At 69.4% G+C, this 24,263-nt stretch carries 22 protein-coding genes, 1 tRNA gene, 1 pseudogene and 2 riboswitches; of the genes and pseudogenes, 11 read left to right on the forward strand and 13 right to left on the reverse strand.

Annotation, left to right across the window (positions count from 1 at the left end):
- Positions 1-4: 4 nt before the first annotated feature.
- From DR046_RS06270 to DR046_RS06280, 3 genes are all read right to left on the reverse strand, one after another.
- Entirely contained in the window at positions 5-1,378 is a 1,374-nt protein-coding gene (locus tag DR046_RS06270; RefSeq protein WP_115381059.1) for a type II and III secretion system protein family protein, read from the reverse strand.
- A gap of 601 nt (positions 1,379-1,979) precedes the next feature.
- On the reverse strand, positions 1,980-2,798 hold the full coding sequence (gene cpaB / locus DR046_RS06275; protein ID WP_115381061.1) for a Flp pilus assembly protein CpaB: 819 nt from the start codon (positions 2,796-2,798) through the stop codon (positions 1,980-1,982).
- Positions 2,799-3,054: 256 nt separating this feature from the next.
- Positions 3,055-3,255, reverse strand: a complete 201-nt coding sequence (locus tag DR046_RS06280) for a pilus assembly protein (RefSeq protein ID WP_115381063.1) — start codon at positions 3,253-3,255, stop codon at positions 3,055-3,057.
- Positions 3,256-3,886: 631 nt separating this feature from the next.
- Here DR046_RS06280 and DR046_RS06285 point away from each other — a divergent pair.
- Positions 3,887-4,765 carry a lytic transglycosylase domain-containing protein gene (locus DR046_RS06285; protein ID WP_115381065.1) on the forward strand — a complete coding sequence of 293 codons (879 nt, stop codon included), beginning with the start codon at positions 3,887-3,889 and terminating at the stop codon, positions 4,763-4,765.
- Between the two features lie 45 nt (positions 4,766-4,810).
- On the opposite strand, the gene DR046_RS06290 is transcribed toward DR046_RS06285, so the two are convergent.
- The 6 genes from DR046_RS06290 to glyA all read right to left on the reverse strand — a co-directional run bounded on the left by DR046_RS06290 (position 4,811) and on the right by glyA (position 10,118).
- Complete coding sequence (locus tag DR046_RS06290; RefSeq protein ID WP_115381067.1) at positions 4,811-5,092, reverse strand: GNAT family N-acetyltransferase; 282 nt, start codon at positions 5,090-5,092, stop codon at positions 4,811-4,813.
- Positions 5,089-5,718 carry a 3-oxoacid CoA-transferase subunit B gene (locus DR046_RS06295; RefSeq protein ID WP_115381069.1) on the reverse strand — a complete coding sequence of 210 codons (630 nt, stop codon included), beginning with the start codon at positions 5,716-5,718 and terminating at the stop codon, positions 5,089-5,091. Before DR046_RS06295 ends, DR046_RS06290 begins: the two co-directional genes overlap by 4 nt.
- Positions 5,719-5,739: 21 nt before the next feature.
- Positions 5,740-6,759: a PAS domain-containing protein gene (locus DR046_RS06300; protein ID WP_245190826.1), complete on the reverse strand. Its 1,020-nt coding sequence runs from the start codon at positions 6,757-6,759 to the stop codon at positions 5,740-5,742.
- Between the two features lie 113 nt (positions 6,760-6,872).
- Positions 6,873-7,586, reverse strand: a complete 714-nt coding sequence (locus tag DR046_RS06305) for a CoA transferase subunit A (RefSeq protein ID WP_115381073.1) — start codon at positions 7,584-7,586, stop codon at positions 6,873-6,875.
- 84 nt (positions 7,587-7,670) lie between these two features.
- Positions 7,671-8,756 (reverse strand): histone deacetylase-like amidohydrolase, encoded by a 1,086-nt coding sequence (locus DR046_RS06310; RefSeq protein WP_115381075.1) that lies wholly within the window; start codon positions 8,754-8,756, stop codon positions 7,671-7,673.
- 66 nt (positions 8,757-8,822) lie between these two features.
- On the reverse strand, positions 8,823-10,118 hold the full coding sequence (gene glyA, locus DR046_RS06315; protein WP_115381077.1) for a serine hydroxymethyltransferase: 1,296 nt from the start codon (positions 10,116-10,118) through the stop codon (positions 8,823-8,825).
- Positions 10,119-10,263: 145 nt separating this feature from the next.
- Between glyA and DR046_RS06320 the strand changes: the two genes are divergently transcribed.
- The 5 genes from DR046_RS06320 (at position 10,264) to DR046_RS06340 (ending at position 15,225) form a co-directional block, all read left to right on the forward strand.
- Positions 10,264-11,034: an NAD kinase gene (locus tag DR046_RS06320; RefSeq protein ID WP_115381079.1), complete on the forward strand. Its 771-nt coding sequence runs from the start codon at positions 10,264-10,266 to the stop codon at positions 11,032-11,034.
- A 336-nt stretch (positions 11,035-11,370) separates the two neighbouring features.
- A complete protein-coding gene (locus DR046_RS06325) occupies positions 11,371-11,706 on the forward strand; it encodes a hypothetical protein (protein ID WP_115381081.1) in 336 nt (111 codons plus the stop codon).
- A 178-nt stretch (positions 11,707-11,884) separates the two neighbouring features.
- Complete coding sequence (locus DR046_RS06330; protein WP_115381084.1) at positions 11,885-13,279, forward strand: class I adenylate-forming enzyme family protein; 1,395 nt, start codon at positions 11,885-11,887, stop codon at positions 13,277-13,279.
- A gap of 84 nt (positions 13,280-13,363) precedes the next feature.
- Positions 13,364-14,014: a DsbA family oxidoreductase gene (locus DR046_RS06335; RefSeq protein WP_115381086.1), complete on the forward strand. Its 651-nt coding sequence runs from the start codon at positions 13,364-13,366 to the stop codon at positions 14,012-14,014.
- Positions 14,011-15,225, forward strand: coding sequence for a multidrug effflux MFS transporter (locus tag DR046_RS06340; protein ID WP_115381088.1), 1,215 nt, complete (start codon positions 14,011-14,013; stop codon positions 15,223-15,225). The genes DR046_RS06335 and DR046_RS06340 overlap by 4 nt, the downstream gene beginning before the upstream one ends.
- Positions 15,226-15,385: 160 nt before the next feature.
- Here the strand turns inward: DR046_RS06340 and DR046_RS06345 are convergent, their stop codons facing one another.
- Positions 15,386-15,913, reverse strand: coding sequence for a gamma-glutamylcyclotransferase family protein (locus tag DR046_RS06345; RefSeq protein ID WP_115381090.1), 528 nt, complete (start codon positions 15,911-15,913; stop codon positions 15,386-15,388).
- A gap of 52 nt (positions 15,914-15,965) precedes the next feature.
- Positions 15,966-16,054: riboswitch (glycine riboswitch) on the forward strand.
- Positions 16,055-16,056: 2 nt separating this feature from the next.
- A riboswitch (glycine riboswitch) is annotated at positions 16,057-16,123 on the forward strand.
- A 39-nt stretch (positions 16,124-16,162) separates the two neighbouring features.
- On the opposite strand from DR046_RS06345, the gene gcvT reads away from it, so the two are divergent.
- The 3 genes from gcvT (at position 16,163) to gcvP (ending at position 20,573) form a co-directional block, all read left to right on the forward strand.
- Positions 16,163-17,275: a glycine cleavage system aminomethyltransferase GcvT gene (gcvT, locus tag DR046_RS06350; protein ID WP_115381092.1), complete on the forward strand. Its 1,113-nt coding sequence runs from the start codon at positions 16,163-16,165 to the stop codon at positions 17,273-17,275.
- Between the two features lie 20 nt (positions 17,276-17,295).
- A complete protein-coding gene (gcvH, locus tag DR046_RS06355) occupies positions 17,296-17,652 on the forward strand; it encodes a glycine cleavage system protein GcvH (RefSeq protein WP_115381094.1) in 357 nt (118 codons plus the stop codon).
- A 92-nt stretch (positions 17,653-17,744) separates the two neighbouring features.
- Positions 17,745-20,573, forward strand: a complete 2,829-nt coding sequence (gene gcvP / locus DR046_RS06360; RefSeq protein WP_115381096.1) for an aminomethyl-transferring glycine dehydrogenase — start codon at positions 17,745-17,747, stop codon at positions 20,571-20,573.
- 163 nt (positions 20,574-20,736) lie between these two features.
- On the opposite strand, the gene DR046_RS06365 is transcribed toward gcvP, so the two are convergent.
- The 3 genes and pseudogenes from DR046_RS06365 to DR046_RS24125 all read right to left on the reverse strand — a co-directional run.
- Positions 20,737-21,348: a sulfotransferase gene (locus tag DR046_RS06365; protein WP_115381098.1), complete on the reverse strand. Its 612-nt coding sequence runs from the start codon at positions 21,346-21,348 to the stop codon at positions 20,737-20,739.
- A 323-nt stretch (positions 21,349-21,671) separates the two neighbouring features.
- Positions 21,672-22,925, reverse strand: a complete 1,254-nt coding sequence (locus DR046_RS06370; RefSeq protein WP_115381100.1) for a DUF2254 domain-containing protein — start codon at positions 22,923-22,925, stop codon at positions 21,672-21,674.
- Between the two features lie 369 nt (positions 22,926-23,294).
- Positions 23,295-23,499: pseudogene (locus DR046_RS24125) on the reverse strand (hypothetical protein); the annotation flags it as partial.
- A 148-nt stretch (positions 23,500-23,647) separates the two neighbouring features.
- Between DR046_RS24125 and DR046_RS24810 the strand changes: the two are divergent.
- On the forward strand, positions 23,648-24,058 hold the full coding sequence (locus DR046_RS24810) for a type IIL restriction-modification enzyme MmeI (protein WP_370815791.1): 411 nt from the start codon (positions 23,648-23,650) through the stop codon (positions 24,056-24,058).
- A tRNA-Ala gene (locus DR046_RS06380) sits at positions 24,018-24,093 on the forward strand. Before DR046_RS24810 ends, DR046_RS06380 begins: the two co-directional genes overlap by 41 nt.
- Positions 24,094-24,263 lie beyond the last annotated feature (170 nt).

Here is a 24,263-nt window from a genome sequence, read left to right on the forward strand (position 1 = left end):
TCATTCACTCCAGGACGTAGCCGTAGCTGCCCGAGAAGTCCTGCGACGCCGCATCGCCACGGGTCGAGGCGCGGGCGCCGGTGGACGGGGTGCTGGACACGCGGCCATAGAGGAACAGCTCGTTCTCGGTCGGCGGACGGATCCGGTCGGTCGGCAGGGCCAGGGCCTCGCCGCGGGTCGGGGTGACCAGATGGGCCGTCACGATGATGACCAGCTCGGTCTGCTGGCGCCGGAAGCTGGCGGAGCGGAACAGGGCGCCCAGCACCGGCAGCTCGCCCAGGAAGGGCACCTGGTCGATGCTGTCCTGGAAGTCGTCCTGCAGGATGCCGGCGATGGCGAAGGACTGGCCGTCGCGCAGCTCGACCGTGGTCTGGGCGCGGCGCGAGGAGGTGCCGGGCACCAGGCCGCCCTGGATCGACACCGCATTGTCGAAGTCGACCGACGATACCTCGGAGGCGAGCTGGAGGTTGATGATGTCATCGTCCACGACCGTCGGCGTGAAGGTCAGGTTGACTCCGAAGGGCTTGAAGTTGACGCCGACATTGCCTTCCGTGTCGATCGACGGGATCGGGAACTCCCCGCCCGCGAGGAAGCTGGCCGACTGGCCCGACAGCGCGGTCAGGTTCGGTTCGGACAGGGTGCGGACGACGCCTTTCTCCTCGAGCGCCTGCAGAAGCACGTTGAAGTTCAACGAGTTTGTGCCGAAGTTCAGCTGCAGCGACCCCGCGTTGCCGGCGACCGGCCCGGTGGTGCCGGTGAAGTTGTCGCCATCGTCGCCGCCGGTGATGCCCAGCTGCGCGCCGATCTGCTTCGACAGGCTGCGCGACATCTCGGCGAAGCGGACCTTCAGCTGCACCTGCTGGATGCCGCCGACATTCATCAGGTTCAGCACCGCCTCGGGGGCGTAGCGGTTGGCGATCTCGAGCGCCTGATCCAGCTTCTGGATGGACGACACAGTGCCCGACAGAACGAGTCCGTCATTGGCGGTCCTGACCTCGATGGGTTCGCCAGGCAACAGCTCCTGCAGGCGCTCCTTGAACTCGGCCACGTCCGGGGTGACCTGCACGTCGACATTCGTGATCAGCCGTCCGTCCGGACCCAGCAGCGTCAGGGTCGTCCGGCCGGGCGCCTTGCCCAGCACGTAGACCGTGCGCTCCGACAGGGTGGCGATGTCCGCGATCAGGGGGTTGGCGACCGACAACTCCGCGAAGGGAACCTCCGACTCCAGCACGATGGCGCGGTTGAGTGCGACCTTCAGGGACGATTGCGCGCGGCCTTCGGCGATCCTCAAGGTATCGGCGAGGGCAGTCGTCGCGAGCGGCGCGCCTGTGATCAGGACGCCAAGCATCGCTGCCCGGATGGGTGTGCTAAGTATCATGTGTCCTGCCTCTCTAGGATCACTGCTCTCGAGTGCGGATTATTGCGTCCGCATCGGCGCCAACGATGACTTTTCCCCAGATTATTGCAACGATCTCGGGTTTTTTGCCTTGGCTGGGGGGCGTCCCGGACACAGATGGCCGCAATCCGGTCACATTCGGAACGGGGGCCGACGGGCATCTCCGGGGCGGCTCCGGACGTCCGATGCGGGCCGGCAGGGCGGCGGACGGCAGCTTTGGAGATCCCCGACCGAACCGTCTCGCCCGGTCCCGGAGGGTGATTCGTCAAGGGGTTGACGTGACCGCCCGCAGGCCCGGACAGGCAGACGGATGAACCGGATCGCGCCCGCGTCGCGGCCTGTCGACCGTCGCCGACAGCGCCGATCGCACCCTTGGGCGCTTGGCGACCTGCACGCGGGGCTCAGGCGCCGCGAATCGGAGGGGGCGATGCCGGGGGCAGGCCCGGTACGCCGGGGCCTGGGCCATGGATAGGGCCACGCCGGCCGGACCCGGGCCCAGGCGCGCAGGCGGTCAAGGCGAAAAGACGCCCCGCTTGGGCAGCGGGGCGTCTTTCTGCACGAGGCCGGTCCGGCCGGCAGAGCATCACTCGGCGGGGCAGGGGATGGGGACGAGGACCACTTCCGCTCCGCGGCGCTGGCGGGTCGTACAGACCTTGTTGGCGACCTGCTCCTCGGCGCCGAGCACCTCGCGCAGCGTGGCTTCCACCGCTTCGGACTCGGTCTCGTCCTGGACCCCGACCAGGGTCAGCGTCAGCCGCCCGGTGGCCTGGGCCTGGACCAGCTTGGCGACCTTGCTGGGCAGCGCCTCGATGGTGACGTTGCGGGCAATGGTGGGATCGCTGCGCTGCTCGTCGGTCTGCTGGTCGATGGCGATCAGCTGCACGTTCGGCTCGATCAGCTTGGTCACCCCGCCGCCGCCGCCGTTGCTGCCGCCGGTCCAGTAGATATCGACCCGGTCGCCGGGACGCAGGAAGCCCGAGACGCCCGAGTTGACGTCAACGCTGATCGTGAAGGCGCGCATGCCGGGCGTCAGCGTCGCGGCGATGCCCGCCTCCTGCCCGGGACCGGTCACCTTGGAGGCCAGCAGCGGTTCGTTCCGCTCGATCTGCCGCAGCACGGTGCGCGAGCCTTCGCCCGCCGGGAAGATCTGCTCCATCGAGGTGAAGATGCCCGTCGGTATGTGGTTGGCGGGCCACTCCACCTCTTGCACGTGGCTTTCGCGGAGCTCGTCGCCGTAGCGCAGCGAGCGGCTGGCCACGAAGACCCTGGCGGTCGGGATGATCTTGTTCTCTGAAGCGGCGAGCGCGTTCTGATAGGCGGCGAAGCGGGATTGGGCGGTGTGGATCGCAAAGCCCGCCAGGGCGAGACCGATGAGAAGGGCAAGGCCGAAGATCAAGCGCATCGTTAACTTCCTAGTTCTGCTCTCGCCGCTATGGCGCGGCGCCATCGTTTCGCATCTGGCCCTGGAATGCGGCAGTTTCGTGGACGGGCGGAGGAGAGACGGTGGAGCATGGCCGCGCTGTCGGCCGGTCTCTTGAGGTGCGCTTATGCGGCTAGCAGTACGAATTGCGTCAACGCGAAGGGCGCCCCGCAATCAGCGAGACGCCCTGTGTTTCCCTATCTAAGATCTGTTGCCCGAACGGATCGGTGTCAGGGGATCAAGGGGTGACGGGGAACGCCGTCGTGATGTGGTCGTCCTCCAGCACAGTCAGGATGTCGCCCGACAGATCCTGAAGGCCGGTGGAGATGACGGCCATGACGGCCAGGCCTAGGCCGACCAGGGCGGCGGTCAGCACAACCCAGTCGACGGTGACGGCGCCGGCTTCGTCGGCGGCGAAGGTCTTGATCGCGTTCAGCATGAGTTTGTTCCTCAGGTTTAAACTCGGTTTGCGTATCGTCGGGCTGCTGGCCCTTTCGATGCCCCCGTTGTTGAGGTTAATGAAGGCGGGAATGCGACGCCTCCGCGGACATTCAGGGGAATGTGCCCTTGGGGAAGGAAACGAGCGCGACGGCCGCGACGACGGAAAAGGGCCGTGCCTGCCAGCACGGCCCTTCGTCCCTCGATCCGATGTGGACCGCAGGAAACTGAGTGACGCTATCCCTCTTTTGACCGGGCCCGCCTGCCAACGGGTCCCGCGGGGACTGCTCGATCGCCACCGTTCCTTGCCCGAGTGTCTCGGTGCTTGCTCTTGACCGAAGCGGCGGGGCCGTCTGCCAGGGCCGTGCCATCCGGTGAGAACTGGTATGGCGGAGGAATGGGGCGAAATCTTGTCCGATTTGGCGCGAATTGGGGACAATCCCGAATTCACGCAACATTAACGCCTTGGTGGCAACAATCGGGGGCGCGTCCGGGGTGTCGGGACCATCGGCGCGTCCTCGGCCCCCGTTTCGCAGACGAATGTCACACCGGCGCGGTTACGCGAGCACCCCTAGCTGACAGACGAGGGGCGTCGATGGCAATACCGTCGCAAAAGACCGAGTGGACAGATCATGCACCTCCTCAAGCAGCTCCTGCCGGCCGTGCTGGCCTGTCTCGTCGCGGCGGCACCGGTCGCCGGCCCTGCCTCCGCCGGGGAATTCACCTTCAAGCGGGTGAAGCCGCCCGCGGCCAACGCCACGCGCCGAATCAACGTCCAGATCACCAGCGCCGACCGTCCGGACCGGCCCGCCGCGCCCGTCGCCGCGCCGCGTCCCACGCGGCCGCAGCCGCCCGACATCGTCGTCGCCGCCACCCGCCCGGGCGAGGCGCAGGCGCGCCCGCGCGGGCGCAGCAACCACCAGGAGTGGTTCTGGACCGCCGTCTCGCCCGATATCGGCGTGCAGAACGGCCGCTTCCTCGAGGCCGCGCGCCTTGCCGCGCGCCCGCCGCAGGGCAGCGGCATCTCGGCTCCGTCGCTGCGCCACCTGCAAAACATCGCCATGTCCCATGGCGACACCATCCTGCGCCATTCCGTCGGCACCCGGGTCTCGCCTGCGCTGGTGCTGGCGCTGATCTCGGTCGAATCGGCGGGGCGGACCGATGCGCTCAGCCAAGCCGGGGCGCAGGGGCTGATGCAGCTCATTCCCGCCACGGCAGCGCGGTTCGGCGTCACCAACGCGAACGACCCGGTGCAGAACATCCGCGGCGGCGTGGCCTATCTCGACTGGCTCATGAAGGAGTTCGGGAACGATCCCGTGCTCGCGCTCGCCGGCTACAACGCAGGCGAGGGCGCCGTCCGCCGCTATGCCGGTGTGCCCCCCTATGGCGAGACGCGGGCCTACGTGCCCAAGGTGCTGGCCGCCTGGAACGTGGCGCGCATGATGTGCACGACGCCGCCGGTCATGCCGGGCGACGGCTGCGTGTTCAAGGCGCCGTTCAGCGATTCGTGAGGCCCGGCCGGGGCCCGGCGCGCGCACCAGGTCCCCGATCCGGGTTCACTCGATGACGTCGGCCCATTCGGGATGCCGGCGGGCCTGCGCCTTCACGAAGGGGCAGAGCGCGATGACCCGCAGCCCCTCGGCCCGCGCGTCCGCGATCATCCGCTCGGCGAGGATCAGGCCGACGCCGCGCCCGCGCAGCGCCCCGGGCACGTCGGTATGGTCGACGATCAGCTTCGTCGTCCCCAGCCGGGAATAGGTCATTTCCGCTTCGTGACCGTCGACGGTCACGACCCAGCGCCCGCGGGACTCCGAATCCTCGCGGGCCACCTCGGTCATGCGACGAGGGTGGCCTCGGTCAGGTCCCGGACTTCCTGCTCGGTCACGCCGTCGGCAAGCTCGACCAGCTTCAGCCCGCCCTCGACCACGTCCATCACCGCGAGGTTGGTGATGATCCGGTCGACGACGCCCGCGCCGGTCAGGGGCAGGGTGCACTCCTTCAGCACCTTGGACTGCCCGTGCTTGTTGGCATGGTCCATGACCACGACCACGCGGCCGACGCCCGCCACCAGGTCCATCGCGCCGCCCATGCCCTTGACCAGCTTACCGGGAATCATCCAGTTCGCGAGGTCGCCGTTCTCGGCCACCTCCATCGCGCCCAGGATCGCCATTGCGATCTTGCCGCCGCGAATCATCCCGAAGCTCTGCGCGCTGTCGAAATAGGCCGTCTTGGGCAGCTCGGTGATGGTCTGCTTGCCGGCGTTGATCAGGTCCGGGTCCTCCTGGCCCGCGATCGGAAAGGGGCCCATGCCCAGCATCCCGTTCTCGGATTGCAGCGTCACCTCGATCCCCTCGGGGATATAGTTCGACACCAGCGTCGGGATGCCGATGCCGAGATTGACGTACCAGCCGTCCTGAAGCTCCTGCGCGGCGCGCGCGGCCATCTGATTGCGGTCCCAGGGCATGGGCTCTCCTGTCGGGGGGTTCTAGGTGTCCGTGATGCCGACGGGGACGTCGATCATGACGACGGTCCCGGCGGCGCCGCGCACGGGCGTGACCGTGGCGTCCAGCCCCTGGCTCAGCAGGGTGATGAGACGCCCGCCGATCGTGTCGGGGTTGGGGAAGGGCGTGTTGGAGGGCAGGCCGACGCCGTCGTCGGTGATGGTGACGCGCAGGCCGCCGGCGGCCAGTTCGGTGACGCGCAGCTCGACCAGCCCTTCCTCCATCCGCTCGAAGGCATGCGAGAAGGCGTTCGACAGCACCTCGGAGACGAGGAAGGACACGCGCACCGCCGCATCCGTATTGGCCATCAGCGGCTCGATCTGCTGGATGTAGCGGATGCCGGGGCGGCCTTCCTCATGGGCGACCGCGGTGGCGACGCGGCTGATGAGCGAGCCGAGGTCGATTCCGTGCCGGCGCCATTCCTGTTCGTCCGACAGCTTCATCGACTCGTAGACGAGCTGGAGGCATTCCAGCCGCCGCGTGATCGCCTCGTAATCCAGCGCCTCGTCGCCTTTCGGCGCGCCGATGCTGTCAAGCACGACGCCCAGATCCTCCTGCACCCGGGCGCGGACATTGACCAGCAGCGCGCTGGCGGCGTCCTCCCCGCGCTCGGTGTCGTAGACCTCTTTCTGGATGCCCAGGAAGTAGATGACGGTCCCGTCCGAATCGGCGATGGGCGCGATGATCAGGCGGTTGAGGAAGGGCGTGCCGTTGGCGCGGTAGTTCAGGATGTCGACCGTGGTGTCCCGCTCCGCCTCGACGGCGGTGCGCAGGCGGTCGACGGAATCCTTGGCGGTCTCCTCGCCCTGGAGGAAGCGGCAGTTGCGGCCGATCACCGCCGAGCGGGCATAGCCCGTCGTCCGCTCGAAGGCGGCGTTGACGTAGACGATCGGATTGTCCTCGGCCCGCGGGTCGGTGAGAATCATGGAGACCTTGGCGCGGCTGAACCCCGCCAAGGCATCCTTGTCCTCGATCACCGAGGCCAGCTTGCGGCGCGTACTCACGGTCGTTCCCCCTCCCACAGGGTCTCCGCTCCGGCCGGAGATGCCCCGCACGTCCAACGCTGGGGCAGCGGCCTTTTCGGCCCCCGACGGGTCTGGCGTCGGGGCGTCGTTCGTCATGCGGCGGGCCTCACCGTCCGCTGCTCGATCCGCTTCTCATGCGCGCCCTGGATCAGGCGGTGCACATAGATGCCCGGCAGGTGAATTCCGTCGGGGTCGAGCCCCCCCGGCTCGACGATCTCTTCCACCTCCGCGACGCAGACCTTGCCACACATGGCCGCCGGCGGATTGAAGTTCCGGGCGGTCTTGCGGAACACGAGATTGCCGGTCGTGTCGGCCTTCCACGCCTTGACGATCGACAGGTCGGCGAAGATCCCGCGCTCCAGGATATACGTGTCTTCCTTGCCGTCATGGCCGACGAAGGTCTTGTGTTCCTTGCCTTCGGCGATGATCGTGCCGACCCCGGTCTTGGTGTAGAAGCCCGGGATTCCGCAGCCTCCGGCGCGCATCCGCTCCGCCAGGGTGCCCTGCGGATTGAACTCCAGCTCCAGCTCGCCCGACAGGTATTGCCGCATGAACTCGGCATTCTCGCCGACATAGGACGAGATCATCTTCCTGACCTGCCGCGTCTGCAGCAGGATGCCGATGCCGAAATCGTCCACGCCCGCATTGTTGGAGGCGAAGGTCAGGTCCTTGGTTCCGGCCTCGCGGATCGCGTCGAGCAGCAGTTCGGGGATGCCGCACAGGCCGAACCCGCCGGCCGCGATGAACATCCCGTCGAACAGCAGCCCATCCAGCGCTTCCGCCGCCGAGCCATAGACCTTCTTCATCGCCGCTCCCCTCGGAATACCGTCGTCCACCGGATTCATAGACGAGGCGCGGAACGCTTTCAATCGTGCCCCGCGAAGGGCGGGTCAGAGCGCCGCAGCCATCGCCTCGATCCGGCCCAGTGCGAAGGCGTCGAACTCGGGCCCCGGCTGGCGGATCGCATAGGCCTCGGCGAAGGGGTCAGGGGCCGAGATCGCGCTGCCCGCCATCTGGGCGATGACGGCATGGCCGCAGAACGGCACGTAGAGCTGCGAATAGCCGCCCTCATGCGCCATCACCAGCCGGCCGCCGCAGGTCTCGGCGGCCAGGTCCATCACCTGCCGGGTCATCGCACCGAAGGTCGCGGCGGTCGCCATCATCTGGCTCAGCGGGTCGGGCAGGGCGGCGTCCAGCCCGCAGGCGACGACGATGAGGTCGGGCTTGAACGCCTGGATCCGGGGCAGGACCAGCCGCTCCATCGCCGCAAGATAGGTGACATGCCCGCCGCCCGGGGGCAGGGGCACGTTGAGGTTGGCCTGAGCGTCCGTCTCGAAGGCGCCGGTGTCGAGCGGATAGTTCCGCTCCTGGTGGATCGAGACGGTCAGGACGTCGGGGTCGGCGGCATAGATCGCCTCGGTCCCGTTGCCGTGATGCACGTCCCAGTCCAGCACCGCGACCCGGCGCGCCAGCCCCCGTGCCCGCGCCCGCTCGATGGCGAGCGCGATGTTGGCCATGAGGCAGAAGCCGTTCGGCCAGTCGGGCAGGCAGTGATGGCCGGGCGGGCGGCTCAGCGCGTAGGCGTTCGCCATCTCGCCTCGAAGCACCGCCTCGACCGCGTCGGCGACCAGCCCCGCCGACAGCGCCGCGATCTCGTAGCCGCCGGGCCCGAAGGGGGTGCGCAGGCCAAGTTCGCCTCCGCCCGCGTCCGAGGCGGCCTTGAACGCGTCCAGGTAGTCGGCCGGATGCACCCGCAGCAGGTCCTCGCGCGTCAGGGGCGCCGCGCCGCGCTGCTCCAGCACGTCCATCAGGCCGGTCACGCGCATCAGGTTGACCAGCCGCCGCTTCGTCTCGGGATTTTCGGGCAGGCCGCCGCCGCCGGAGATGGGCTGCACCAGCCCGCCCACCGGCGCCATCTCGGCATAGTTGCCGCCCCCGTGCCAGAAGCACCGCTCGTCGAAGAAGAATCCCGTCATCCCGCGATCTGGCGCGAGACGGCGAGGAAGTTCAACGCCAATCTGAGCGGCGCCCCCGGCCCGGGCTCAGAGCCCGGGGTAGATCGGGAAGCGGTCGCACAGCGCCTGGACCTTGTCGCGCACCCGCGCCTCGACCTCCGCGTTGCCCTCGGCGCCGTTCGCGGCCAGCCCGTCGACCACCTCGACGATCAGGTCGCCCACCTCCCGGAACTCCGGCTCGCCGAAGCCGCGGGTCGTGCCGGCCGGCGTGCCCAGCCGGATGCCCGAGGTCACGGTCGGCTTCTCGTCGTCGAAGGGGATGCCGTTCTTGTTGGTCGTGATGTGGGCGCGGCCCAGCGCGGCCTCGGTGTCGTTGCCCTTCACGCCCTTGGGGCGCAGGTCGACCAGCATCAGATGCGTGTCCGTCCCGCCCGTGACGATGTCCAGCCCGCCGCGCATCAACTGGTCCGCCAGCGCCTTCGCGTTGGCGATCACCTGCGCCTGGTAGTCCTTGAAGCCCGGCCTCAGCGCTTCGCCGAAGGCGACGGCCTTGGCGGCGATGACATGCATCAGCGGCCCGCCCTGGATGCCTGGGAAGATGGCGGAGTTCACCTTCTTGGCGATGTCCGCATCGTTGGTCAGGATCATGCCGCCGCGCGGCCCGCGCAGCGTCTTGTGCGTCGTGGTCGTCGCGATATGCGCGTGCGGGAAGGGCGAGGGGTAGTGGCCCGAGGCGACCAGCCCGGCGAAATGCGCCATGTCGACCAGCAGCCAGGCGCCGACCGAGTCCGCGATCTCGCGCATCCGGGCGAAATCGATGATCCGCGGGATGGCCGAGCCCCCGGCGATGATCATCTTCGGCCGGTGCTCCGTCGCCAGCGCCTGCACCTGGTCGTAGTCGAGCCGCAGGTCGTCGCGCTTCACGCCGTATTGCACCGCGTTGAACCACTTGCCCGACTGGTTGGGCTTGGCGCCATGGGTCAGGTGCCCGCCCGCGTCGAGCGACATTCCGAGGATCGTGTCGCCCGGCGTCAGCAGCGCGGTGAAGACGCCCTGGTTGGCCTGCGAGCCCGAATTCGGCTGCACGTTGGCATAGCCGCAGCCGAAAAGCTGCTTGGCGCGGTCGCGCGCGAGTTCCTCGGCAATGTCGACATACTGGCAGCCGCCGTAATAGCGCCGGCCCGGATAGCCCTCGGCATATTTGTTGGTCATCACGCCGCCCTGCGCCTCCATGACGGCGCGGCTCACGATGTTCTCCGAGGCGATCAGTTCGATCTCGTCGCGCTGGCGGCCCAGCTCCTTGCGGGTGGCCTCGGCGATCTCCGGATCGGTCTCGGCCAGGCTGGCGGTGAAGAAACTGGGGTCGCGATGGGGGGCGTTCATGGCACGGCTCCTCTGGGGCGGGTTGGCGCCTCATACGCGCCCGGGGCCATCCGTGAAAGGGGCGGGACGACGCGGTCGGCGCCACAGGCGACACTTGCGTTTCCGATCCGCGCCCCGCAACCCTGCCCGCGGACGGGGAGAGACGATGCCGAACGACGCCCAGAAGATCGCCTTCCTCGCCTCGCCGACGCCCGAGGCGCAGGCCGCGCTCGCCCGGCTGACCGGGCGCTACGGCCAGCACGCGCCCGAGGCGGCCGATGTCGTGGTGGCGCTGGGCGGCGACGGGTTCATGCTCCAGACCCTGCACGCGACGACGGAGTTGCCGGTCCCGACCTACGGGATGAACCGCGGGACCGTCGGCTTCCTGATGAACGAATACGAGGAGGACGACCTGCTCTGGCGCCTCGCCGCCGCCGAGGAGGCGGTGATCAACCCGCTCAAGATGGTGGCGACCCGCGGCGACGGCTCGCAGGTGGAGGCGCTGGCGATCAACGAGGTCTCGCTGCTGCGCGCCGGACCGCAGGCGGCCCGGCTGCGCATCGCCGTCGACGGGCGCATCCGCATGGAGGAGCTGGTCTGCGACGGCGCGCTGCTGGCCACGCCCGCCGGATCGACGGCCTACAACTACTCCGCCCACGGGCCGATCCTGCCGATCGGCTCCGAAGTGCTGGCGCTGACCGCGATGTCCGCCTTCCGACCCCGCCGCTGGCGCGGGGCGCTGCTTCCGAAAAGGGCAAGGGTGCGCTTCGACGTGCTCGATGCAGGCAAGCGCCCGATGATGGCCGAGGCGGACGGCTTCTCGGTCCGCGACGTTGTCCGCGTCGAGGTGGCGAGCGACGCGGAGGTGCGCCACCGCCTGCTCTTCGACCCCGGCCACGGGCTGGAGGAGCGGCTGCTGCGCGAGCAGTTCACCTGACGTCGGGCGCTCCGCTCCGGGTGCGTGGCCCTGGGCCGAGGTTCGAATGTTTCGCGCCCCGCGACGGCAGGGGAAGCGGCGCCGTCCGGCCGTGGCATGTTGCGGAAAGTCGGGAATCGGTCGCGCCGGCGTGAGCGTCCGTCGCGCGGCCGTGAGGGCGGTGCAGGACGGGAGGGCCTATGTGCATATGCGCGCGGTGATGCGCGAGGTATCACGCTCTCGTTCGTTGAGTGTGAGGGCGGAGGGGCGCATATCCCTCCCATCGGCACCGGCCAAGACGGCCACCGCCACACACGACGCGGGCCACACGGCCCCGAAGCACAAAGGAATACCGCCATGAAGACCATCATCGCTTCCGCCCTGATCGCCCTCGCCGCCGCCCCCGTGGCCGCGCAGCAGGTCGCCCCGACCGCCGCCTCCGCCATCGCACATTTCAACCAGTCGGCCGACGCCCAGCGCGACCGTATCACCCAGGTGTCTGGCGAGGCCTCCGGCGCCTCCGTCTCGACCCGCTCGGGCGCCCTTGGTGCTGCCTTCGACCGCTTCAACGCCGATGCCGACAACCGCAATGACCTGCGTGGCCTGCAGGGCGCGACCGTGGTCTCGGGCGCGCCGGCCACCGCCGCCCACATCCACGCCCGCATCGCCGCCGAGAGCCGCGAGACCGAGTGACCGGCTGACATCCTCCGGGGCCGGGGTTTCTCTCCGTTGACCGGCTCCGGAGGCGCGGCGCATTCTCATCCCCCAGCCTGCGCCGCGCGCCGGCGCCTCCCGCCCGGCCAAGGCCCGGCGGGAGGCGCTTCGCGTTTGGAGGCTTGGCCTCGGACGATGACACGGCTAGCCCGTGCCCATGGATTTCAATCTCGCCAGCTACGTCCTCGGACCCGGCCGCGCCCGGCCGGACCATCCCGCCCTGATCGTGCCGGGGCGGGCGCACCTGACACATGCCGACCTGCTCGAAGCCGTCGAACGACGCGCGGGCGGCTTCCAGGCCCGTGGCCTGCCGCCCGGCGCCCGCGTCCTGCTGCGGCTCGGCAACGAGCCGGACTTTCCGATCACCTTCCTCGCCGCCTGCGCCGCCGGGCTGGTCCCTGTCCCGACCTCGGCGCAGCTCACCGCCTCCGAGATCGGCGCCATGGCCGACCGCGTCGACCCGGCGCTGGTCGTGTCCGGCCCCGACATTGCCTTGCCAGCGGGGCGGCCCGCCGTTGCCGCGGCGGAGCTCGACGCCGACCCGCTGCCCTTCGACGACTGGGTTCAGGACGCGCCCGACCGGCTGGGCTACATCGTCTTCACCTCCGGCTCGGGCGGCATTCCCAAGGCCGTGGCCCACGCCCATCGCGCCGTCAGCGCACGGGCGTCGATGCGCGAGGGCTGGTATGGCCTGCGCGCCGACGACCGGATGATGCATGCGGGCGCCTTCAACTGGACCTACACGCTGGGCACCGGCCTGCTCGACCCCTGGTCCGTCGGCGCGACCGCCATCGTCCCCGCCCCCGGGACCGAGGCCGGCGCGCTGCCCGCCTTGATCGCCGCCGAGGGCGCCACGATCTTCGCCGCAGCCCCCGGTATCTACCGCCGGATGCTGCGCAACGACTGGCCCGCCACGCCCACCCTGCGCCACGGCCTGTCGGCCGGGGAACGGCTGCCCCCCGCGCTCCGCACCCAATGGCAGCAGGCGACAGGGCTCGACCTGCACGAGGCGCTGGGAATGACGGAATGCTCGACCTTCGTCAGCGGCGCGCCCGGCCGCCCCGCGCCCGAGGGCGCCAGCGGCTATGTCCAGCCCGGCCGGTCCGCGCGGGTCGAGGGCGACCGGCTCGTCGTTGGCGCCGACGACCCGGGCCTGATGCTGGGCTACTGGCAGGACGGCGCCCCGGTCCCCGTCGGGCCCGAGGGCTTCGACACCGGCGACCGCGTCTCGCAGCGCCCCGACGGCGCCATCGTCCACGAGGGGCGGCGCGACGACCTGCTCAACCCCGGCGGCCACCGCGTCTCTCCGCAGGAGGTGGAGGCGGCGCTGGCCGACCTTCCCGTCGAGGAGATCGCGGTCGGCTGCGTCACGCTGGAGGGCGGCGCGACCGTGCTCGCCGCCTACTATGTCGGCGCCCCGCTCGACGAGGACGCGGCCAATGCCCATGCCGCCGCCCGCCTCGCGCGCTACAAGCAGCCGCGCCTCTGGCTGCGCCGCGCGCGGCTTCCGCGCAACGCCAACGGAAAGCTGATCCGCGACCGGCTGACCTGACATCTCCGCAGGGTCGGTCCTGCGGGGATGCACCTTTCGCCCCCCCGGCCCGGGGACTAGGGAAGGCGCAAAAGGAGCCGACCCATGATCCAGCTCGACATCCTCTCCGATCCGATCTGCCCCTGGTGTCATATCGGCCGCGCCAACCTGTTCCGCGCGCTGGAATCCCGGCCCGAGCATCCCTTCGCGCTGCAATGGCACCCGTTCCAGCTCAACCCCGACATGCCCGAGGGCGGCATGGACCGGACCGAGTATCTGGAGGCGAAGTTCGGCGGCCCGGAGGGCGCCGCGCGCGCCTATGCGCCGGTGCGCGAGGCCGCCGGGAACGCCGGGCTCGCCATCGAGTTCGACCGCATCCCGCGCGTGCCGAACACGCTCGACGCCCATCGCCTGATCCACTGGGCCGGGCTGGAGGGCCGCCAGACCCCCGTCGCGACCGCCCTGTTCGAGGCCTATTTCGAGAAGGGCGAGGATATCGGCGACGTGCCGACCCTGGTGCGGATCGGCGCGCGCCTCGGCCTCGACGCCGCGATGCTGGAACGGCTCTTCGCCTCTGACGCGGATGCCGACGACATCCGCGCCCGCGACGCCCATGCCCGCGCACGCGGGGTGCGTGGCGTGCCGACCTTCGTGATCGCGGGCCAGCACGTGCTGTCGGGCGCCCAGCCGCCCGAAATCTGGGCCCAGATCGCCGACGAGATCGCCGAGCAGCTCCGAAGCCGGGACGCGGAATGAGCCCGCCGACCCGCGCCCTGTCGCAGACCGAATTCGTCGCCCTGTCCGCGATGCTGGTTGCCACCATCGCCTTCTCGATCGACTCGATGCTGCCCGCCCTGCCGGAAATCGGGCGGGACCTGTCGCCTGGCGCGCCCAACGTGGCGCAGCTCGTCATCGTCAGCTTCGTCTTCGGGATGGGGGCCGGCACGCTCTTCGCGGGGCCACTCTCGGACGCGTTCGGGCGCAAGCGCCTGATCGTCGCGGGCGCAATCCTCTACTGCCTCGCGGCGGTGGCGGCGGTCTTCGCGCCCTCGCTCGAGGCGCTGCTGGTCGCGCGCGTCATCCAGGGGATCGGGGCCAGCGGGCCGCGCGTCGCCGCGCAGGCCATGGTGCGCGACCTCTATTCCGGGCGGGCGCAGGCGCGGGTGTCGTCCTTCATCATGATGACCTTCACGCTGGTCCCGGCGATGGCGCCGCTGATCGGCAGCTTCATCATCGCGGGCTTCGGCTGGCGCGGGATCTTCGCCTCCTTCGTGGTCTTCTCGGCGATCTCGACCCTGTGGCTGGGCCTCCGCCAGCCCGAGACCCTGCCGCCGGAGCGCCGGCGCCCGCTGGATCTCGGCCGCCTGCGCGCCGCCGCCCGGGAGGTGCTGGTCCATCCCAACGTGCGCCGCGCGATCCTGGTGCAGACCTGCATCTTCGGCCTGCTCTTCGCGACGATCAGCTCGATCCAGCAGGTCTACGAGGTCTTCTTCGACCGGGCCGACAGTTTCCCCTACTGGTTCGCTCTTGTCGCGCTGGTCTCGGCGGGGGCGAGCTTCGTCAACGCCCGCGTGGTGGAGCGGCTGGGGATGATCTGGCTGATCCGGCGCGCGCTGCTGGCGCATCTGTCGCTGTCGGTGCTGCTGCTGCTCAGCTGGACGCTGGTGCCCGAGACGCTGCGCTTCCCGCTGTTTCTCGTCTGGCAGGCGGCCAGCTTCTCGCTCGCGGGGCTCAGCATCGGCAACGTTCAGGCCATCGCGATGCAACCGCTGGGGCATATCGCTGGGATGGCTTCCTCGGTGATTGCGGCGGTCTCCACCGTCGGCGCGGTGGCCATCGCGGCGCCGATCGGGCTCGCCTTCGACGGCACGCCGCTGCCGCTTCTGGTCGGGACCGCGCTCTGCGGGCTGGCCGGGCTCTGGCTTGCCCGAAGGCTGGAAGAGGAACCGGCAGCGGTCGCGGCCTGAGCGGCCCGCCGGACATCGGCCTTCCCTCCGGGACAAGGCCGATGCCCTCCTCCTTCCTGTGGCCGCAAATACTCCGGGGGTCCGGGGGCTGGCCCCCGGTCCCGCCCCCTTCGCCGTCACTGCCGGACGAGGCGCTGTCGCGCCTGCTGACCCCGGCGCCTCACCCCATCCGCCGCGCCCCGACCTCGCGCAGCCTCGCGTCGACCAGCGCCCTCTCCTCCCGGCTCAGCGCCTGCGCGCGCGGATAGACCGGTGCGGCGCGATCGTCGCGGATTGGCGCATCCCAGCCATGGGTCGTCGCGAAGAAGCGGTCGACGCCCGCCTCGCCGAAGACCCGCAGGTAGCCCTGCACGACCGTGTCGAGATAGCTCAGCAGGACCGGGTGCGCCCGGCTCGCCGGTTCGTGATGGCCTTCGGGGATGTGGTAGATGGACGGCCCCTCGGGCAGGACGATGCGAAGATAGGCTGCCTCGCGCAGGTCCAGCGCGCTCCAGTCCGCGTCTGGGACCGAGGCAACGATCCCGTCGATCTCCGCGTCCTGGTCGGGCACGGCGGTCAGGAAGGCCACCTCCCGCAGCGCCGTGTGTCGCCAGGCCCGCCCCCATCCCTTGACGGTGATCGGGCGCGCATCCGCGTAGTCATGCGTCGCCAGATTGACCAGCGAGCCATATCCGAAGAACCTCGTCATGCCCCCCGAAGAACCCCCTTGCGCGACCGGGGTCAAGTTTCGTATCGGAAACCCGCGCGACACGGGAGACGCTGCCGAAAGGCAGGGCCGAAGGAGCAACCGCCCCGGTAAACTCTCAGGCACAACGGACCGGTCGCGTTGAACACTCTGGAGAGACCCTCGAAAGGGGGCGCCGAAGGGATAGCGATCTCAGGCGACAAGGACAGAGGGGGCATCGACCGGCGGCGCGCGGCCGTCCCAGGAGATGCCATGACCGACGACGCGATAAAGCTGCCCCTCGACGCCCTTCACCGGGAGCTCGGCGGCAAGATGGTGCCCTTCGCGGGCCATTCGATGCCCGTGCAATACCCGATGGGGGTGATGGCGGAGCATCTGCACACCCGCGAGAAGGCCGGGCTCTTCGACGTGTCCCACATGGGCCAGATGGTGATCCGCGGCGAGGGCCGGGCCGAGGCGCTGGAACGCCTGCTGCCCATCGACGTGCAGGGCCTGAAGGAAGGGCGCCAGCGCTACGGCCTGCTGATGCTGGCCGGCGGGGGCGTGGCCGACGACCTGATGGTGGCGAATCGCGGCGACCACCTGCTGATGGTGGTGAACGGCGCGATGAAATGCCTCGACCTGGAGATCGTGCAGGCGGGCATGCCGGACCATGACGTCACCCTGCTGGAGGACCGCGCCCTGCTGGCCCTGCAAGGTCCGTCGGCCGAGGCGGTGCTGTCCGCCCTCGTCCCCGGCGCTGCCGCAATGCGCTTCATGGACGTGGCGACGCTTGACTGGGACGGCACGGAACTCTGGGTCAGCCGCTCCGGCTATACCGGCGAGGACGGCTACGAGATCAGCGTACCGCTTTCCCGGGCCGAGGCCTTCGCCCGCGCGCTTCTGGCGCATGACGATGTCGCCCCCATCGGCCTCGGCGCGCGCGACTCGCTCCGGCTGGAGGCGGGGATGCCGCTCTACGGGCAGGACCTGACCGCCGAGACCTCTCCGGTCGAGGCCGGCCTCGGCTGGGCGATCCAGAAGGTCCGCCGCACGGGCGGCGCCCGCGAAGGCGGCTTCCCCGGCGCCGAGACCGTGTTGGCCCAACTCGCCGACGGCCCCGCCCGCAAGCGCGTCGGCCTGCGCCCCGAGGGCCGCGCGCCGATGCGCCTGGGCGTGACGCTCTACGCGACCGAGGATGCGGCCGATCCGGTCGGGACGGTCACCTCCGGCGGCTTCGGCCCCTCGGTCGGCGCGCCCGTCGCCATGGGCTACGTTCCCGCCGATTGCACCTCGGGCGCCACGCTCTACGGTGACGTCCGGGGCAGACGGCTGCCCGTGACGGTCACGGACCTTCCCTTCCATACGCCGCGATACAAGCGGTGATCCCTTCAGGAGGACACGCCATGAAATTCACCGAAGAGCACGAATGGCTCGACCCCGCCGACGGGGTCATCACCGTCGGCATCACCGAGCACGCCGCGACGCAGCTCGGCGACATCGTCTTCATCGAACTGCCCGAGGTCGGCCGCGAGGTCACCAAGGGCGAAGAGATCGTCGTGATCGAAAGCGTCAAGGCCGCCTCCGACATCACCGCGCCGCTCGACGGCGAGATCACCGAGGTCAACGAGGCGCTGGCCGAGAACCCCGGCCTCGTCAACGAGGACGCCGAGGCCGCCTGGTTCTTCCGCATGACGACCACCACCCCCGAGGAGATGGACGACATGATGGACGAGGACGCCTACAAGGAATTCATCGAATAGTTTCCGTAGGGTGGGCATCCCCATGCCCACCGCGCCCCGCAGAGGTGGGCATGGTGATGCCCACCCGACAGCCTCCAGACCGGACCCGCCCCATGACCCTGACCGACTACGACACCTACGACTTCGCCAACCGCCGCCATATCGGCCCCTCCCCGCAGGAGATGGCCGAGATGCTGAAGGCCGTCGGCGCCGACAGCCTCGACGCGCTGATCGACGAGACGGTGCCGAGGTCGATCCGCCAGAAGGACCCGCTGCCCTGGCCGCAGATGACCGAGCACGCGATCCTGTCGCGGATGCGCGACCTGGCCGACCGCAACCGCGTCACCACGTCGATGATCGGGCAGGGCTATCACGACACGGTCACCCCCCCTGCGATCCAGCGCAACATCCTCGAGAACCCGGCCTGGTACACGGCCTACACCCCCTACCAGCCCGAGATCGCGCAGGGGCGGCTGGAGGCGCTGCTGAACTTCCAGACCATGATCGCCGACCTGACCGGCTTGCCGGTGGCCAACGCCTCCCTTCTGGACGAGGCGACCGCCTGCGCCGAGGCGATGGTGATGGCCCAGCGGGTCGCCAAGTCGAAGGCCACGGCCTTCTTCGTCGACGAAGGCTGCCACCCGCAGAACATCGCCGTCATGCGCACCCGCGCCGAGCCCCTCGGCATCGAGCTGATCGTCGGCACGCCCGACGAGCTCGACGCCACGAAGGTCTTCGGCGCCATCTTCCAGTATCCCGGCACCCACGGCCATCTGCGCGACTACAGCGCCGAGATCGCCGCCCTGCACGACCAGAAGGCCCTCGGCATCGTCGCCTGCGACCTGCTCGCGCTCTGCCTGTTGAAGGAGCCGGGCGCGATGGGCGCCGACATCGCCGTGGGCTCCGCCCAGCGCTTCGGCGTGCCGCTGGGATACGGCGGCCCGCACGCGGCCTTCTTCGCCTGCGCCGACGCGCACAAGCGGTCTATGCCGGGCCGGATCGTCGGCGTGTCCGTCGACAGCCACGGCAACAAGGCCTACCGCCTCAGCCTCCAGACCCGCGAGCAGCATATCCGCCGCGAGAAGGCGACGTCGAACGTCTGCACCGCGCAGGCTCTGCTCGCCGTCATGGCCAGCTTCTACGCCGTCTTCCATGGGCCGAAGGGCCTGCACCACATCGCCACCATGGTCCACGCCCATGCCGTCGCCCTGCGCGACGCGCTGGCGGGCGCGGGCTTCGAGGTCGCGCCCGCCCATGTCTTCGACACGCTGACCGTCACCGTCGGCGCGATGCAGGGCGTGATCTGGCGGTCGGCCCGGGCCGAGGGGATCACGCTGCGCCGCATCGGCACCGACCGAATCGGCATCGCCTGCGACGAGCTGACCGACGCGGAGGTGCTGACCCGCCTCCTGCGCGCCTTCGGCATCGAGGGCCATGTCGCGGCCACCCGCACCGACATCCCCGAGGCGCTCAGGCGCCAGTCGGACTACCTGACCCACCCGATCTTCCACATGAACCGGGCCGAGGCCGAGATGATGCGCTACATGCGCCGCCTCGCCGACCGTGATCTCGCCCTCGACCGGGCGATGATCCCGCTCGGCTCCTGCACGATGAAGCTGAACGCGGCGGTCGAGATGATGCCCGTCACCTTCCCCGAATTCGGCCGCATCCATCCCTTCGCCCCCGCCGAGGATGTCGAAGGCTACAAGGAGATGATCGGCGAACTGTCCGACCGGCTCTGCGTCATCACCGGCTACGACGCCATGTCGATGCAGCCCAATTCGGGCGCGCAGGGCGAATATGCGGGCCTGCTGACCATCGCCGCCTATCACACGGCCAATGGCGAGGACCGGCGCATCTGCCTGATCCCGACCTCGGCCCACGGCACCAACCCCGCCTCGGCGCAAATGGCGGGGATGAAGGTGGTCGTCGTCAAGGCGGCCGAGAACGGCGACATCGACCTCGACGACTTCCGCGCCAAGGCCGAGGCGGCCGGCTCCGACCTCGCTGCCTGCATGATCACCTATCCCTCGACCCATGGCGTCTTCGAAGACACCGTCCGCGAGGTCTGCGAGATCACCCATTCCCATGGCGGGCAGGTCTATCTCGACGGTGCCAACCTGAACGCGCTGGTCGGGCTTGCGAAGCCGGGCGAGATCGGCGCCGACGTCTCGCACCTGAACCTCCACAAGACCTTCTGCATCCCCCATGGCGGCGGCGGCCCCGGCATGGGCCCGATCGGCGTGAAGGCGCATCTGGCGCCCTACCTGCCCGGCCACCCCGAACAGGGGACGGAAGGGCCGGTCTCGGCGGCGCCCTACGGCTCTGCCTCGATCCTGCCGATCAGCTACGCCTACGTGATGATGATGGGCGGGGCCGGGCTGACGCAGGCCACGAAGGTCGCGATCCTTTCGGCGAACTACATCGCCGCGCGGCTCAAGGGCTCCTACGACGTGCTCTATGGCGGGCGGCGCGGCCGGATCGCGCATGAATGCATCCTCGACACCCGCCCCTTCGCCGACAGCGCCCATGTGACCGTCGACGACATCGCCAAGCGGCTGATGGACAACGGCTTCCACGCGCCGACCATGTCCTGGCCCGTCGCCGGCACGCTGATGGTGGAGCCGACCGAGTCCGAGCCGAAGCCCGAGCTCGACCGCTTCATCGACGCCATGCTCGCCATCCGGGAGGAGATCCGCGAGATCGAGGAAGGCCGGATCGACCCGGCCAACAACCCGCTCAAGAACGCGCCCCACACGATGGAGGATCTCGTCCGCGACTGGGACCGTCCCTATTCGCGCGAGGCGGGCTGCTTCCCGCCGGGTGCCTTCCGGGTCGACAAGTACTGGCCCCCGGTCAACCGCGTCGACAACGCCGCGGGCGACCGCAACCTCGTCTGCACCTGCCCGCCGGTCGAGGACTATCTCGAAGCGGCCGAGTGACCGCCCGCGGCGCCCGCCCGGGCGCCGCGCGCGACGGACCATCCGAGGAACAAGCAGACTACCGAACCGTAGGGTCGGCGGCCTCCCAGCGCCCGCGCTCTAGGGGGATCAACCGTCCGACGGAGGACCGCATTCCATGCGGCGCGCCGCGACCGATGCAATGTCAGTCGGGACGTTGAGGGTCGGCCTCCTTGCGGATCTGCTGGCTCTTCGCCTTGGCGGTATTGAGTTGCGGGAAGGGCTTCTCCGGAACCGGAACACCCAGGAAGTTGCACAAGGGGTCCCATGCGTCTCCTTCCGGAATATTGAGGCGCAACAGATCGTCCGGGCGGTCCTTGAAATGGGTCTCGACTGTCTCCATGACCTCGTCGTAGTACGCACCCCACTCGTTGGGCGCGATGATGACCCGGGAGCCGTCGTAGTCCGGACGTTCGATCTTGCGCAGCTCGTGTTTGATGCGGCTCTGGATCCAGGCATCTTTCTCCCGGTAGGTCAGGATGAACTTGCTTCCCGGATATTGCTCGTCCAGCACCCGGATGTAGTGGCCACCCGAGAAGTCGAGAAACGCGCGATAGGTCTCGTCAATGCCCGCGAAAGCTCGTCTCCCATTCTTCAGGTTGTTCTTGAGGAGATGAACAAGCCGCGTCTGCCTCGCGTCCTGATCTTCGAGCTGCACCTTGAAATGGACCGAGGGGATACCGAGGATCTTGAATGCCCGGGAAAGGGATGACGTGCCGGCCTTGTTCATGCCGATGTTAAAGATGTAGTCTGACATTGTCCTGATGTCCCATGATCGAAGTCTGGCCAAGAACGCTTTCCTGACACCTGATGTCCAGCAAGTGGGCTGCCGGTGATCTGCTGCGCTCCGGCTCGTTGCGCGCCTTCACCCCTAATGGATTCCAGCCCGCCGTAAACCGGCAAGGCGCTGTCCCTTCGCCGCCGTCAGAAATCTCGCTCACCGTCATCTAGATCCGCCGGTGGCAAATGATGGTGACGATCTTGTCCATCGGGGAGGAGACCCAGCCGGCGCGCCTCTTGTGCGAGCGACTGCGCCCCCGGCGCAACCTGCGCGTGAGACCGGTTCTCGGCTGCAGGCCCCTACCCCTCGCGCGCGCCCGGCGCCGCGGCGCGGACGCGGCGGCGGTCCTCGGCCAGGGTCAGGGCGGCATCCGACCGTTCCAGGCAGCGCGTCGAGAGCCGGTGCGCGCTGCGCGACACCTCCTCGGAGCCATGGCGCGACAGCACCGCCAGCGCGTCCTGCACCGCGATCTGCACCTCGACCAGATGCGCCCCGTCCCGGGCGATCGGGTCCAGCGCCTCGCGCAGCAGGACCTCGGCCCGCAGCGGCGGCACGTAAAGCCTCGGAAAGCGCGGCTCCGCCCCCGGGGGCCCGTCCTGCCACAGCGACAGGATCTTCACCTGCCGCGTGACGATGTCCATCGCCGTACGCGGGTCGTTCAGCCCGGGTGACAGCGCGCGCTGCGCGATTTCGGCCATGACCTCGATCCCGAAGCCGGGGTCCTGGTCGAAACTCCGCCGGTCCTGCACCAGCACTGCCGCCGCCAGTGCGTCCTGCTGCTCCACCGACAATCGCGCCACGTCCACATCCATCAGCGCCGTCCCCGGCGTCACCATCACCCCCGGCACGCCATAAAGATGGACCGTCCCGCCGATCTCCTCGGCCAGGGCCGACAGCCGCTCCACGTCGACATGGGCGACCCAGCCGAAGCGCTGGGCGACGATGGGGATTGCGTCCCCGGGCACGACCTTCAGGGCCGGGCGGCCGCCCAGCCAGGGCAGATCCATCCGCTCGCGCATGGCGGCGATGACGGTTTCCTCGACCCGGTCCGTCGTCTGCTCGATCGAGCCCAGGTCGCTCAGCTGCTGCACCCAGCGGACCAGCGCCAGGATGACCAGCCCGATGACGAGGATCGTCATCCCGTAGAGCACCGCGAAGTCGCGCCCGTCGAACAGCCCCGCATTGACGATGATCACCGCCACCAGCGAGAAGACGAAGGCCCCGATGAAGGTGGCCAGCACCGACTGCGTCCGCGCATCGTTGCGCAGCAGGCGGTGGGCCCGCGGCGTGACCTGGCTGGCGGCGTAGTGATGGGCCGAGACCATCACCGACAGCGAGAAGGTCGCGACGGCGAGCATCGAGCCCGACAGCACCGAGATGATGTCCGACACCGCAACCTCGTCGATCCGGTCGCGCATCTCGTCGGGCAGCAGCGGCGAGAGCAGCGGCGCGGTCGCGGCGGCCACGAAGGCCAGCGCCGAGATCAGCGCGATCCGCACCCAGATCAGGCGGGCAAGGGCGCGCAGCTTGAAGAGGCCGACGGATTGCAACATGGGGCGGAGCTAGCACGCGGGCCGGGGCAGGGGAGTCCCGCCCGAGACTTGGCTTGCCGCCCGCCCCGCGCCCGGGGCACCGTCGGCGCCATGTCCCTGTGCTGACCCGAGAGCCGCGCCCGCGCCGCAGACTTCGCCCGCGACCGGGCGAATGCCCCTTACGAGACGGGCGAGACCCGGTCCTTCTACAACGCCTTCTTCCGCATCTTCGTCGTGAAGCGGCGGCGCGTCGCCATCTACGAGCACGCGGTCCACAAGCTTTCGGGCCAGACCGGCTTCATCGGCCGTTCTGGCCCGGCGAGATCATCGTCGAGGGGCGCTGTTGCATGAAGCGGTTGAAGGTCAGACCGCCCCTTTTCCTGCCTGACGTTAGCCGACGGGCTGCGTGACGGGAATGGCGAACTCGGTGAAGCGGTTGAGGATGGCGATGCGGAGTTGGAACTCGGCGGTCTGGCGGTCGAGGGTGAGGCATCGAGCCGACATCGGTCCGAGGCCGATGCCGAACGGACATTTGCTTCTGCCCGAACAGCTTCATGCAGTTCATCTTGGCCTCAATGCAACTGCGGCGGTGGAACGATATAGATCAGGTCGGCGCGCTCGTCGGCGATGTGGTTGCGCAAGACGGCAAGGTTGTCGCCGTAGTTTAGGTGGTTCATGGGATCGCCCTCGCTTGCGCCCGTCTGCCGCGGGTGTATCCTCAAAGGGTTAAGGAATGGTTTCCTATGGCACAAGGCTCCCGGGCGAGCCACCCCGGCGCCACGCCCGCGGACCTCTACGACCCCGACCTGATGCCCGCCGACCTGCGCCGGGCGCATCGCGACACCGACCGGCTCTACCGCCGCCAAGGCTCCGCGACGGACCGCGAACGGGTCGAGCATCTCTTCGCCCTCTACGAGGCGATGCCCCCCGCTCGCCGCCGCCGCCGCGCCCAAGGGCGGCCGCGCCCGGCGCAAGGCGGCCTCCTGACCCCGCTTCCCCGCAACCCCGCCCTTGCGCCTCTGCGTCGGACCCGGATCACCCCGGCGTCACCCGCGGATCACCCCTCCGATCCGCTTGACGCCGCCCGCCCCGCGGTGCATAGCGCGCCCCGTTGGGGTCGTAGCTCAGTTGGTAGAGCGCGTCGTTCGCAATGACGAGGTCAGGGGTTCGATTCCCCTCGGCTCCACCATATCGCATAGAGTTGGGACGGTCGTTCAGCCCTCTGCTGCATGCTCCCTGGGCACCTGGTGATTTCGTCCAGAGCACCCGAGCGGATCTTCCGAACGGCTATGCAGGCAAGGGTCGCAGGCGCGGTCCGCCACGGGCCGCTCGCCGACGGCGAGCCGAAAGCCGGGCAAG

The sequence above is a fragment of the Jannaschia formosa genome (genome assembly GCF_003340555.1).
GTDB classification, from domain to species: domain Bacteria; phylum Pseudomonadota; class Alphaproteobacteria; order Rhodobacterales; family Rhodobacteraceae; genus Jannaschia; species Jannaschia formosa.

Bases quoted from the DNA above. Each gene is read 5' to 3' on its own strand.
- DR046_RS06270 (WP_115381059.1), bottom strand. From the start codon at position 1,378: ATGATACTTAGCACACCCATCCGGGCAGCGATGCTTGGCGTCCTGATC.
- cpaB (WP_115381061.1), bottom strand. From the start codon at position 2,798: ATGCGCTTGATCTTCGGCCTTGCCCTTCTCATCGGTCTCGCCCTGGCG.
- DR046_RS06280 (WP_115381063.1), bottom strand. From the start codon at position 3,255: ATGCTGAACGCGATCAAGACCTTCGCCGCCGACGAAGCCGGCGCCGTC.
- DR046_RS06285 (WP_115381065.1), top strand. From the start codon at position 3,887: ATGCACCTCCTCAAGCAGCTCCTGCCGGCCGTGCTGGCCTGTCTCGTC.
- DR046_RS06290 (WP_115381067.1), bottom strand. From the start codon at position 5,092: ATGACCGAGGTGGCCCGCGAGGATTCGGAGTCCCGCGGGCGCTGGGTC.
- DR046_RS06295 (WP_115381069.1), bottom strand. From the start codon at position 5,718: ATGCCCTGGGACCGCAATCAGATGGCCGCGCGCGCCGCGCAGGAGCTT.
- DR046_RS06305 (WP_115381073.1), bottom strand. From the start codon at position 7,586: ATGAAGAAGGTCTATGGCTCGGCGGCGGAAGCGCTGGATGGGCTGCTG.
- DR046_RS06310 (WP_115381075.1), bottom strand. From the start codon at position 8,756: ATGACGGGATTCTTCTTCGACGAGCGGTGCTTCTGGCACGGGGGCGGC.
- glyA (WP_115381077.1), bottom strand. From the start codon at position 10,118: ATGAACGCCCCCCATCGCGACCCCAGTTTCTTCACCGCCAGCCTGGCC.
- DR046_RS06320 (WP_115381079.1), top strand. From the start codon at position 10,264: ATGCCGAACGACGCCCAGAAGATCGCCTTCCTCGCCTCGCCGACGCCC.
- DR046_RS06325 (WP_115381081.1), top strand. From the start codon at position 11,371: ATGAAGACCATCATCGCTTCCGCCCTGATCGCCCTCGCCGCCGCCCCC.
- DR046_RS06330 (WP_115381084.1), top strand. From the start codon at position 11,885: ATGGATTTCAATCTCGCCAGCTACGTCCTCGGACCCGGCCGCGCCCGG.
- DR046_RS06335 (WP_115381086.1), top strand. From the start codon at position 13,364: ATGATCCAGCTCGACATCCTCTCCGATCCGATCTGCCCCTGGTGTCAT.
- DR046_RS06340 (WP_115381088.1), top strand. From the start codon at position 14,011: ATGAGCCCGCCGACCCGCGCCCTGTCGCAGACCGAATTCGTCGCCCTG.
- DR046_RS06345 (WP_115381090.1), bottom strand. From the start codon at position 15,913: ATGACGAGGTTCTTCGGATATGGCTCGCTGGTCAATCTGGCGACGCAT.
- gcvT (WP_115381092.1), top strand. From the start codon at position 16,163: ATGACCGACGACGCGATAAAGCTGCCCCTCGACGCCCTTCACCGGGAG.
- gcvH (WP_115381094.1), top strand. From the start codon at position 17,296: ATGAAATTCACCGAAGAGCACGAATGGCTCGACCCCGCCGACGGGGTC.
- gcvP (WP_115381096.1), top strand. From the start codon at position 17,745: ATGACCCTGACCGACTACGACACCTACGACTTCGCCAACCGCCGCCAT.
- DR046_RS06365 (WP_115381098.1), bottom strand. From the start codon at position 21,348: ATGTCAGACTACATCTTTAACATCGGCATGAACAAGGCCGGCACGTCA.
- DR046_RS06370 (WP_115381100.1), bottom strand. From the start codon at position 22,925: ATGTTGCAATCCGTCGGCCTCTTCAAGCTGCGCGCCCTTGCCCGCCTG.
- DR046_RS24810 (WP_370815791.1), top strand. From the start codon at position 23,648: ATGGCACAAGGCTCCCGGGCGAGCCACCCCGGCGCCACGCCCGCGGAC.